Consider the following 10,990-nt stretch of genomic DNA (forward strand, 5'->3'; position numbering starts at 1 on the left):
ATCGGGCGGCGACCACACCGGGTCGGCCGACCACGCCGGGTCGGCCGATCACGCCGGATCGGGCGACCACGCCGGATCGGGTCGACCACGCCGGATCGGGTCGACCACGCCGGATCGGTCGACCACGCCCGTTGAGAGCCTGACGACGGCACCCCGCCGCCGCCTGAGGCGCTGGCGGCCCCGCCCTGGGAGCGACTACTTCTTCCCGGCCGCCTTGCCGTCGCCGGAGTCGGAGGAGAGGGCGGCGATGAAGGCTTCCTGCGGAACCTCGACCCGGCCCACCATCTTCATCCGCTTCTTGCCTTCCTTCTGCTTCTCCAGCAGCTTGCGCTTACGGCTGATGTCGCCGCCGTAGCACTTGGCGAGCACGTCCTTGCGGATCGCCCGAATGGTCTCCCGGGCGATGACCCGGCTGCCGATGGCCGCCTGGATCGGCACCTCGAACTGTTGGCGCGGGATCAGGGTACGGAGCTTGGCGGCGATGGTGACGCCGTAGTTGTACGCCTTGTCCTTGTGCACGATGGCGCTGAACGCGTCCACCGGCTCGCCGTGCAGCAGGATGTCCACCTTCACCAACTCGGACGCCTGCTCGGTGGTGGGCTCGTAGTCGAGCGAGGCGTAGCCCTTGGTGCGGCTCTTCAACTGGTCGAAGAAGTCGTAGATGATCTCCGCGAGCGGCAGCGTGTAGCGCAGCTCCACCCGGTCGGCGGAGAGGTAGTCCATGCCCAGCAGGTTGCCGCGCCGGCCCTGGCAGAGCTCCATCACCGCGCCCACGTAGTCGTTGGGCGTCAGCACGGTGGCTCGCACGACCGGCTCGTACACCTCGGCGATCTTGCCGGTGGGGTACTCGCTCGGGTTGGTCACGACGATCTCCTCGCCGTCGTCCGTGATCGCCCGGTAGACGACGTTCGGCGCGGTGGAGATCAGGTCGAGGTTGTACTCGCGCTCCAGCCGCTCCCGGATGATTTCCAGGTGGAGCAGGCCGAGGAAGCCGCAGCGGAAGCCGAAGCCGAGCGCGCCGGAGGTCTCCGGCTCGTAGTCCAGGGCGGCGTCGTTGAGCTTGAGCTTATCCAGGGCCTCGCGCAGGTTGGGGTAGTCGGACCCGTCGATCGGGTAGAGCCCGGAGTAGACCATCGGCTTCGGGTCCTTGTAGCCACCCAACGCCTCGGCCGCCGGCCGGCTGTTGATGGTGACGGTGTCACCGACCCGGGACTGCCGGACGTCCTTCACACCGGTGATCAGGTAGCCGACCTCGCCGACGCCGAGCGCCTCGGCCTTGACCATCTCGGGCGAGATGACGCCGATCTCCAGCAGCTCGTGCACGGCGCCGGTGGACATCATCTTGATCCGGTCCCGGGCGCTGATCCGGCCGTCGATGACCCGGACGTACGTGACGACGCCGCGGTAGACGTCGTACACCGAATCGAAGATCATCGCCCGGGCGGGCGCCGCCGCGTCACCGACCGGCGGGATGAACTGCCGGACGATCTCGTCGAGGAGGTACGGCACGCCCTCGCCGGTCTTGCCGGAGACGCGGATGCAGTCGGCGGGGTCGCCGCCGATGAGGTGGGCCAGCTCCTCGGCGTACTTCTCCGGCTGGGCGGCCGGCAGGTCGATCTTGTTGAGCACCGGGATGATGCGCAGGTCGTTCTCGAGCGCCAGGTAGAGGTTGGCCAGGGTCTGCGCCTCGATGCCCTGTGCGGCGTCGACCAGGAGCACGGCACCCTCGCAGGCGGCCAGCGACCGGGACACCTCGTAGGTGAAGTCGACGTGCCCCGGAGTGTCGATCATGTTGAGGACGGCGTGCTCGCCGGCCCGCTCACCCTCACGGATGGTCCACGGCATGCGAACGGCCTGGCTCTTGATCGTGATGCCGCGCTCGCGCTCGATGTCCATCCGGTCCAGGTACTGGGCGCGCATCTGCCGGGGGTCGACCACACCGGTGAGCTGCAACATCCGGTCGGCCAGGGTCGACTTTCCGTGGTCGATGTGGGCGATGATGCCGAAGTTCCGGATGCGACCGGGGTCGGTGGCACCAGGGGCGTTCGCGCCGGGATCGAGCTTCGGTGGCACAGCGGTCCGTTCTGGTCGGCTGACGTGAACAGGCCGGCGCGCCGCCGACCCCCTCTATGTTCCCACGCCGCCGGGGTAGCTCCGCTGCGCGGGCGATGGATCGACCCGAGAACCTCTCACTCCAGCGGTGGCTCGACGAAGAGCGCGGCCAGCCGGGGCAGCCGACGGCGGGCCTCCTCCTCGTCGTCGAAGTCCCAGAAGTCGTTCAGGTCCGGCGTCCGCACCGGGTCGCGGTCCGTCGGCAATTCGGACGCGGTGGCCTTCCGGTACGCGTCCCAGGGCACCGACAGCATGGGCTCGGCCGAGAACTCCTCACCGCTGAGCGAGGCCGCCCGCACCTGGGGCAACTCGGCCAGCGAGTCCGGTTCGGTGACCGCCCGGGCGAAGACCGCCCGGCCCTGGGTCATCAGCCAGCCCCGGAAGTGCTCGAAGCCGTCGGCCGAAGCGCCGCCGTTGATCAGGTACGCCGCACCCCACAGGTCCGCCTTGTGCGAGGCGGCCAGCACCCTCGTCTGGTGCCGGGCGTACCCGATGATGTCCTCCGGGTCGCGCTCGGCAAGCAGCGCGACCGCCCGCGCGGCGACCGGCCCGGGCTCTCCCCCACCGCCCGCCCGAGCCTGGTCGATCAGCTGCCAGAAGTCCTCGGTCCTCATGGCTTGGCAGTCTGGCAGTGTCGCCGCGCGTCGCGCACGTACCCCGGGGCAGCATGGTGTGGTGTCCACTCCCCCGCTGCCGCCGGTGCCCTACCACGCGAGTGCGCTGCGCCCGTCGTGGCCGACGCTGCCGGCGGCGCTGCGGGCCGCGGTCGCCGACCGGCTGGGCTCGCCGGTGGTCACCGCCCGGGTCGCGGGCGCGGGGTTCACCCGCGGCTTCGCCGCAGTGCTCCAGACCGCCGACGGCGGCCGGGCCTTCGTCAAGGCGGCACCCGCCGCCGAGCAACCGCATCTGGTCGATTGGTACGCCCGAGAGGCCGCGATCCTCGACCGACTGCCGGCCGACCTGCCGGCGCCCCGCCCCCGGTGGACCCTGTACGAAGCTGGCTGGTTCGTGCTCTGCACCGACGCCGTCGACGGCCACACCCCGCGCCTGCCCTGGGTGCCCGTCGAGCTGGACGCCACCCTCGCCGGGTACGCGCAGGTCGCCGCCGCCCTGGCCGACCCCCCGGTCGAGTTGACCGCGCTCGGCCTGCCGCACCTGGCCGACCTGGCCCGCTCGGACATCCTCTGGTGGGAGGAGGTCGCCGCCGGGCGCGAGCCGACCCCACCACTGCCCGCCCCGGCGCAGGGCCGGCTGCCCGAGCTGGTGGCACTGGAGTCCCTCCTCCCCCGGTACGCCGCCGGGGCGACCGGCCTGATCCACGGCGACCTGCGGGTCGACAACGTGTTGATCGACGCGCACGGCCGAGCCTGGTTCTGCGACTGGACCTGGGTCTGCTCCGGGCCGGCCTGGTTCGACCTGGCCGGCCTGCTGCTCACCGCGTACGCCAGCGGGCTGGACGCGGACCGGCTCTTCGCCACGCACCCGGCGACCGTCGGCGCACCCCCGGACGCGCTGGACGCGACCCTGGCCGCGTTGGCCGGCTACTACCTCACCGGTGCTGCGGCGGCCCCGCCGACGGCCTCGCCGCACCTGCCCGCCCACCAGCGGTGGAGTGGCGAGCAGTCCCTCGACTGGCTGGCCCGCCGCCAGGGCTGGCGGTGACGCAGCCCTGGGCGCGGCACGGGCTGGCGGTGACGCAGCCCTGGGCGCGGCACGGGCTGGCGGTGAGCCGCCGTGCTGGTCGAGGGCGTAATCTGGTGCTCGACGGGCCGGGTCCGTCCGCGCGAAGGCCGAGCCGTTTTGGCTCGTCCCGGGCGACCTGGTAACCTGGCTCTTCGCGCAGCGGTGACGCATGTTCGTCATCCAGCGCACAAGCTGACCAACCCGAGCTATCAAGACGAGGCTGTCGCGTGGCGAACATCAAGTCCCAGATCAAGCGCAACCGGCAGAACGAGAAGGCCCGGCTGCGCAACAAGTCGGTCAAGTCGTCGCTGAAGACCGCCGTCCGGAAGTTCAACGAGGCTGCCGAGGCCGGTGACGTCGAGAAGGCCACCGCGCTGATGCTGGACGCCTCGCGCAAGCTGGACAAGGCCGTCAGCAAGGGCGTGATCCACTCCAACCAGGCCGCGAACCGCAAGTCCGCGATCGCGAAGCGCGTGGGTGCGCTCTCCGCCTGACGACTTACCGTCAGACTGATTCGGAAAGCCCCGGGCCTCGGCCCGGGGCTTCCGTGTGTCCACAGGCCGGCGATGAGTCTGCGGACCAGACGGCTCAGTCTCACGGGCCGGCGCTCAATTCGCCGGGCCGCGGTGAGTCGGACCGGCCAGCGCTCGGTCTGACCGGCCAGCGCTCGATCCGACCGGCCAGCGCTCGATCGGACCGGCCAGCGCTCAGTCAGACGGGCCGGGGCGGCGGGCAGGCGGCACCGGATCGGCGGTGATCACCACGCCGGTGACGCTGTGCGAGATCCACTCCACCTGGGCTCGCCCGACCGCTGGCTCCATCTGCCGGCGGAAACGGTCCCGTTCCTGTTCGGGCACGAGCGCGGCGGAACGGACCACGATCGCGGCAACCATGTCGTTGAGCTTCACCATGGCCGCCACCACGACGGGCAGCACCAGCACAGCCCACCAGGTGACCAGCTCGGCGAGGGCGAGCAGCACCGCCAGGGCGATGGTGCCCTCGAAGAAGAGGAAGCACAGCACGCCGCCGGGGTTGACGAACCGCAGGCCGAGGAGTCGGGCGTACAGCGGCCGGTAACGCTCCTCGTCCACTCCGATGGTGGCCCACGCCGGGCGGTTCGCTCCCGTCACCTGGTGCTGCCCTGCCGGGCTGCGGCGACGGAGAAGACCGCACGCTCCAGGGCGTACGCCCGGTCGTCGGAACCGCCCTTGACGGCCGCGTTGCACTCGGCGGCAACCTGCATGGCCCGGACCAGGCCCTCCGGGGTCCAACCACGCCCCTGCCGCTGTGCCCGCTCGATCTTCCATGCGGGCATCCCGAGGCTGCTGGCGAGTTGGTACGGGTTGCCCCGCCCGGCCGACGCCACCCGGGCAACAGTGCGCACCCCGTCGGCCAGGGCGTCGGCGATGGGGACCGGGTCGACCCCGACGTGCAGGGCCCAGCGCAGTGCCTCCAGCGCTGCCGGCACGTCGCCGACCATGGTGGCGTCCGCCACCGTGAAGCCGGTCACCTCGACCCTGCCTCGGTAGTAACGGGAGACCGTGTCGGCGCTGATCCGCCCGTCCGTGTCGGCGATCAGCTGGGAACAGGCGGCGGCCAGCTCGCGCAGGTCGTTGCCGACCGCGGCGATGAGGGCCTCGGCGGCGTCGTCGGTGCACTTACCGCCAGCTCGGCGGATCTCGTCACGGACGAAGGCCACCCGGTCGCGGTGCCCCTTGAGCTTGGCCGCCGGGACGACAGTCGCACCGGCTGCCCGCAGCCCGTCGGCGAACGCCTTGCCCTTGGCGGCACCCAGGTGCAGCACCAGCAGTTGGACGTCCGGGTCGGGGTTCTTCGCGTACGCGAGCAACGCGGCGACCAGATCCTTGCGGGCGTCCTGCCCGGAGCGCAGGATCAGCAGCCGCCGCCCACCGAACAGCGACGGGCTGAGCATCTCGGCGATCTCGCCGACGGTCAGTGCGCTGGCCTGGTATTCGCGGACGTCCGCCTCGGGGTCGGCACCGCGAACCTTCGCGACAGCTTCGGTGACCGCGCGCGTGGCGAGCAGCTCCTCGTCACCGAGGACGAGCAGAATGGGGGCGAGGCTGGCGGGGGTCACGCCGCCCATATTCGCACGGCCCGGGGCGGGATCGTGCCTGCTCATTCGCTGCTTGGTCGGCGCAGCCCGCACACAGCGCAAATCCCGACATCTACCTCAATTGCCTATGCAATTCGCAAGTTACCCGCCTCGTCAGCCCTGACGACGACCTGCACGCCCACCGTCGGGTCAGGGCCGCCCGGTCAGGGCCGCCGGGTCAGGGCCGCCGGGTCAGGGCCGCCGGGTCAGGGCCGGCCCGCTGGCACCCCTCGCCGGGCCACCCCCAATCCGTGGCTCGTCCGAACCGCCGCGAGGTCACCGTCGGTGTCGGTACGCAGCACCCGGGCACCGCCCCTGCTCAATCGCGCGAGCAGCCCCGGGCTCGGGTGCCCGTAGGTGTTGCCGGTGCCGACCGGCACCAGCGCGACGGAGGGCCGCACCGCGTCGAGGAAACCGACGTCCTGGTACGCCGAACCGTGGTGGGCGACCTTCAACACGTCCGCCCGCAACTGGCCGGGGGTGGCCCGCGCCACCATCGCGTGCTGCTCCTCGGTCTCCGCGTCCCCGGGGAGCAGGATCCGCACCCCGGCCACCGTGGCACGCAGCACCAACGAGTTGTTGTTCGGGTCGGATCTCGTGCCGGCCAGCGGGTACGGCGGGCCGAGCACCAGCAGCTCGACGCCCCCGATCGGATGTCGGGCCCCGGAGACGGTGGTGAACAGCGCGGCCCGTCCGGCGGTCGCCGCCGCCCGCACCACATCCCGACCGCTCTCCGGGTCAGTCGAGGAGGGCACCAGCACGGCGTCCACCCGCCGCCCCCGGAACACCCCGGCCACTCCACCCACGTGGTCGGCGTGGAAGTGGCTGATCACCAGCAACGGCACCTCGCGTACGCCGAGCCGGCGCAGGCAACCATCCACCGCCCCCGGTTCCGGACCGGCGTCCACCACCACCGCCCGGCCGGGGGCGACCGGCAACACCACGGCGTCGCCCTGGCCGACGGCGCAGACCACCACCACCCAGCCCGGTGGCGGCCAGCCGGCGAACACCAGCCGCACCGGAAGCGCACCGAGCACCGAGGCGACGCCGACGACCGCCACGAGTCGGCGCACGAGTGGCCGGCGCACCGCGATCAGCAGCGCGACGGTCAGCGCGGTCAGCAGCAGGGCACCCGCCACCCCGCCCGGCCACGGCAGGGTGCCGCCTGGCAGCCGAGCGCCCTGGTGGGCGATGACCACCAGCCACCAGGCCGGCCAGCTCGCCAGCCAGGCGAGGAACTCGGCACCGCCCGCCCAGATCGGCGACACCACGGCCGCCAGCACGCCCAGCACGGTCGCCGGCGCGATAGCGGGCACCGCCAGCAGGTTGGCCGGCACCGCCACCAGACTGACCGTGCCGGAGATGCCGGCGACGACCGGCCCGCAGGCCAGCTGCGCCGCCGCCGGCACGGCCAGCGCCTCCGCCAGACCGGGCGGTACGCCTCGCCGCCGCAGCCCGTCCCGCCAGCGTGGGGCGAGCAACAACAGGCCACCGGTGGCCAGCACCGAGAGCGCGAACCCGGGATCACCGGCCAGCTCCGGGTCCGCCAGGACCAGCACGGTGACGGCGGCGGCCAACGCGGGCAGGGCGGCCCGGGGACGACCGGCGGCCAACGCGGCCAGCCCGATGGCCCCCATCGTGGCGGCCCGTACGACGCTCGGCGACGGGCGGACCAGGATGACGAAGCCCACCAGCGCGACCGCGCAGAGCCCGGCGGCGAGCCACGGACCGGCCCGCGCCCACCGGGCCAGCAGCAACACCGCGCCGACGACAATTGCCACGTTACTTCCTGAAACGGCGTTGAGGTGGGTCATACCCGTGGCCCGGAAGTCCTCCTCGACGGTGGGTGGCAACCGACTGGTGTCCCCCACCACGAGACCCGGCAGCAGCCCACCCGGATCGTCCGGCAGCGGCGCACAGGCGCGTTGCAGGCCGGCGCGCAGCGTCCCGGCGGCACGCTGAGCCCAGGACGACGCACCGTGCCGCTGCGGCGGGCCGTTGCTGCTGAGCACCGCCGCGGTGAGGTCGCCGCCGCGTGGAACGCCGAGCCGGCCGTCGGCGGTGAGGCGTTGCCCGGGCAGCAGACCCCGCCAGGCCGGGTCGGTCGTCAGGACGAGCAGCCGCACCGACGCGTGGATGCGCCGGCCGTCCGGGCCGGTGAGCCGGACCAGTTCCGTCGACACCAGCAGCATGCCGGGCCGGCCGGCGCTCCGTATCGGACGCGGATCGTCCCGGACCACCAGGTCGGCGGTGACCGGGGCACGCTGTTCGGCCAGGACACGGATCGGCGGTGTGTCCCGAATGGCCAGTCTGGCTGCGGTCGCCGCTCCTGCGCAGACCACGCCGAGGCTGACCGCGACGACGATCCAGCCGTAGCGGCGGACAGCGGCCCGGGGGTGGCCGAGACGGCCGAGCAGGTGCAGGGCGCTGACCGTCGTCACGCCGGCCGCCGCCCCGGTGACCACCAACAGTCGGCCGGCGCCGAGGTGCAGGCCGGCGAGCGCGGTGAGCCAGGCGGCCACCGCCAACCCGGCCAGCCGCAGGTCCGGTGGTGAGGGCTCAGCCTGTACGACGCCGACCTCACCCGACGACCTCGGAGCGCCGCCGCTCACACCGTCACCAGGTCCTTGAGCTGCTCATACCGCGCGTCGCCGATCCCGTCGACCTGGCGCAGGTCGCCGACGGCCTTGAATCCACCGTGCTGGTCCCGGTGGCTGAGGATCCGCTGGGCGAGGACGGGACCGACCCCGGGCAGCGCGTCGAGCTGGGCCAACGTGGCGGTGTTGAGGTTCAACGGCCCGACGGCGGGTCCGGCCGCGCCGCCGGGTTGGCCGGCCGCACCATCCGGCACCGGCGGCGGCGTCACCCCGACCACGATCAACTCACCGTCGACGACCTTGCGGGCGGGGTTGAGCAACGCCACGTCGACACCGGGCAGTGCGCCGCCAGCCGCCTGCACCGCGTCGGCGAGCCGCGACCCGGCCGGCAGCCGCACCAACCCGGGCTTGCGAACCTTCCCCGCGACCGCCACGACCAGCTCGCCGGAACCGGACGCGCTGGGGCCTTCCACCGGCGCGACCGACGCGACCACGCTGGCCAGCGGGGCGACCGGTTCCGACTGCGGTCGTGACCGCCAGGCCCAACCGGCCGCACCCAGGACCACCAGCACGGCGACGACCGCCAACGCCCGCACACCGCGTCGCCCAGGGTCGAACGCCCCAGGGCCGGGCAGCCGTGACCCGGGCTCGGCCAAGAGGCCAGCCGATGCGCCGCGCGCGTCCGGTTCCGCGGGCGGCGCATCGGCCCGGGGCGGTAGAACACCCAATGGGGGTACGACCGCAGGCGGCACCTCCGCCCGCATCGACCGCGAACTCTCCGGCGGGTCGGTCAGCCAGCGCAGGCGTTGGCTGACCTCTGTCTCCTCGTCGTGCGACACGGCCCGACGCTAGAGCGGCGGACAGCACGACGGGGCGAGCCGCTCTACCCCTCTGTGGACAACCGCCGGCCTGTGGACAACGCCCTGATCACTGCACCGATCTGCTAGGTGCGCAACTCACCGACGAGGCCGAACCGGACCAGCCCGTGAGCATGATGCCTCTGAGTCATCAAAATGACCCTGAGGCATCACGCTCACACCGATGTGGGTCCCGGCGTGCCGGTGCCGTCGACGCCGTCGCTACACGTACGGCCGGGTGATGATCTCGATGGCGTGGCCCGCCGGGTCCATGAAGTAGAAGCCCCGCCCACCGTGCTCGGTGTTGGTCTCCCCCTCCCGCTTCCGTTGCGGGTCGGCCCAGTAGGTGATGCCGCGTCCCTCGACGAATGCCAGGCACCGAACGAACAGCTCGTCGTCGACGAGAAACGCGTAGTGCTGCATCTGGACGTCCATCGGCGGCTCGGCGAACTGGAGCAGCACACCCTCGTCCAGCAGGACGTTGACGAACGGCCCCCACGACGGCGCTTCGGGCAGCTCGAACAGCTCCCGGTAGAACGCGGCCGAGGCGTTCTTGTCCTTCGTGGCGATGATGGTGTGGTTGAACGTGACTGTCATGCGTACCGTCTTCTTCCCGGTCGATCCGAAGACCCGACCGGAGGCCCACAGCGCTCACCCAGCCACACCGATGACGAAGCCCCGAGGGCACCGACGCCCCGGATCCCACACGAGAGACGCGTACGTCGCGTCGATCTCGGCGTGGTGGCTGAAGTAGCCAGAACCTCCGGGGGGTAGGCCCATCTGGGGCGCGCACGGAGGCTAACACGGCGGCGCGGGCAGGATCATTCACCGCTTCTGGAACATGACTGAGGCGACGTCCGCGATCAGCGCGAGTGCCCAGTCAAGTTGTCGGCAGTCGTTGCGTCCACGGCATTCCAGGCACCCGCCCGCCCGCCACGGCGTGTCCAGTGCCCGAGTCCAGTGAGCATCCAGGGCCCGCTTCGCCATGAACAGCTCCGTCGCCCTGGACACCGGTTCATCGATCGGCATGGCCGGCACCTCCCGCTAGATCCGAGGCAGCCCGCCCTGCAGGCAGAGACTCTGCGGCGCTCTCCCCGCAAGGCGGACAGGCCGGATACCTCAGGAGTGCTGAAGTCCAGGAGCACCCGACCACTGTCTCACTGTATCCAGTGTCTCAGTGTAGTCAAGTTCTCACTATCTCCACTTTGTCTCGCTGTCGTCTTGTCTCGATTACGTCCGGGCTGGAAACATGATCTCCGCTGAAGTCCAGGAGAGCCGATCATGCCGACCAGACCACCGCACTACCGCCGCGTGGCGGACGACATCGAGCAGAAGATCCGCTCGGGCGAATACTCTCCCGGCCAACAACTGCCGTCGGTCTCCGAGATCGGGGAGCTGTACAACGTGGCGCGTTCCACGGCGTACAGAGCCGTCAAGGAGCTGCACGAGCGGAACCTGATTTACGGTCAGCAGGGGCAGGGCGTCTTCGTCGCCGACAGCTAGATGTACTGACCCGTGAGGTTGGGGACGCGGCTGGCGGGTGGTAGGCCGTTGAGTGCGGTGTGTCCGCGGTGGTGATTGTAGGAGTGGATCCAGCCGGGGAGGGCTTGTCGGCGTTCGGTCTG

At 71.6% G+C, this 10,990-nt stretch carries 12 protein-coding genes; 3 read left to right on the plus strand and 9 right to left on the minus strand.

Annotated elements, in window-relative coordinates; all coding sequences use genetic code 11:
• Positions 1 to 195 precede the first annotated feature (195 nt).
• The gene (gene lepA, locus LADH09A_RS01175; protein WP_238642866.1) at positions 196 to 2,073 is read right to left on the minus strand and encodes a translation elongation factor 4; all 1,878 of its coding nucleotides are present in this window, start codon (positions 2,071 to 2,073) and stop codon (positions 196 to 198) included.
• 116 nt (positions 2,074 to 2,189) lie between these two features.
• Positions 2,190 to 2,726 (minus strand): DUF4240 domain-containing protein, encoded by a 537-nt coding sequence (locus LADH09A_RS01180; RefSeq protein WP_238642867.1) that lies wholly within the window; start codon positions 2,724 to 2,726, stop codon positions 2,190 to 2,192.
• A 61-nt stretch (positions 2,727 to 2,787) separates the two neighbouring features.
• Between LADH09A_RS01180 and LADH09A_RS01185 the strand changes: the two genes are divergently transcribed.
• Both LADH09A_RS01185 and rpsT read left to right on the plus strand, forming a co-directional pair.
• Positions 2,788 to 3,774 (plus strand): phosphotransferase family protein, encoded by a 987-nt coding sequence (locus tag LADH09A_RS01185; protein WP_238642868.1) that lies wholly within the window; start codon positions 2,788 to 2,790, stop codon positions 3,772 to 3,774.
• 248 nt (positions 3,775 to 4,022) lie between these two features.
• On the plus strand, positions 4,023 to 4,289 hold the full coding sequence (gene rpsT / locus LADH09A_RS01190; RefSeq protein ID WP_179780544.1) for a 30S ribosomal protein S20: 267 nt from the start codon (positions 4,023 to 4,025) through the stop codon (positions 4,287 to 4,289).
• A gap of 213 nt (positions 4,290 to 4,502) precedes the next feature.
• Here rpsT and LADH09A_RS01195 read toward each other — a convergent pair whose 3' ends face one another.
• The 6 genes from LADH09A_RS01195 to LADH09A_RS01220 all read right to left on the minus strand — a co-directional run bounded on the left by LADH09A_RS01195 (position 4,503) and on the right by LADH09A_RS01220 (position 10,394).
• Positions 4,503 to 4,925 carry a hypothetical protein gene (locus tag LADH09A_RS01195; RefSeq protein WP_238642869.1) on the minus strand — a complete coding sequence of 141 codons (423 nt, stop codon included), beginning with the start codon at positions 4,923 to 4,925 and terminating at the stop codon, positions 4,503 to 4,505.
• Positions 4,922 to 5,902: a DNA polymerase III subunit delta gene (gene holA, locus LADH09A_RS01200; protein WP_238642870.1), complete on the minus strand. Its 981-nt coding sequence runs from the start codon at positions 5,900 to 5,902 to the stop codon at positions 4,922 to 4,924. Before holA ends, LADH09A_RS01195 begins: the two co-directional genes overlap by 4 nt.
• A 215-nt stretch (positions 5,903 to 6,117) precedes the next feature.
• Entirely contained in the window at positions 6,118 to 8,523 is a 2,406-nt protein-coding gene (locus LADH09A_RS01205; protein WP_238642871.1) for a ComEC/Rec2 family competence protein, read from the minus strand.
• Entirely contained in the window at positions 8,520 to 9,347 is an 828-nt protein-coding gene (locus tag LADH09A_RS01210; protein WP_238642872.1) for a ComEA family DNA-binding protein, read from the minus strand. Before LADH09A_RS01210 ends, LADH09A_RS01205 begins: the two co-directional genes overlap by 4 nt.
• A gap of 240 nt (positions 9,348 to 9,587) precedes the next feature.
• A complete protein-coding gene (locus LADH09A_RS01215) occupies positions 9,588 to 9,962 on the minus strand; it encodes a VOC family protein (protein ID WP_238642873.1) in 375 nt (124 codons plus the stop codon).
• Between the two features lie 228 nt (positions 9,963 to 10,190).
• On the minus strand, positions 10,191 to 10,394 hold the full coding sequence (locus LADH09A_RS01220) for a hypothetical protein (protein ID WP_238642874.1): 204 nt from the start codon (positions 10,392 to 10,394) through the stop codon (positions 10,191 to 10,193).
• Between the two features lie 252 nt (positions 10,395 to 10,646).
• On the opposite strand from LADH09A_RS01220, the gene LADH09A_RS01225 reads away from it, so the two are divergent.
• Positions 10,647 to 10,868 (plus strand): GntR family transcriptional regulator, encoded by a 222-nt coding sequence (locus tag LADH09A_RS01225; RefSeq protein ID WP_091409860.1) that lies wholly within the window; start codon positions 10,647 to 10,649, stop codon positions 10,866 to 10,868.
• Here LADH09A_RS01225 and LADH09A_RS01230 read toward each other — a convergent pair.
• Positions 10,865 to 10,990: integrase core domain-containing protein (locus LADH09A_RS01230; protein ID WP_238642875.1), on the minus strand; the 126-nt coding region annotated here is incomplete at its 5' end. The two genes, LADH09A_RS01225 and LADH09A_RS01230, sit on opposite strands and share 4 nt — an antisense overlap.

The organism is Micromonospora cabrerizensis, from assembly GCF_022230955.1.
In the GTDB taxonomy this organism is placed as follows: domain Bacteria; phylum Actinomycetota; class Actinomycetes; order Mycobacteriales; family Micromonosporaceae; genus Micromonospora; species Micromonospora cabrerizensis.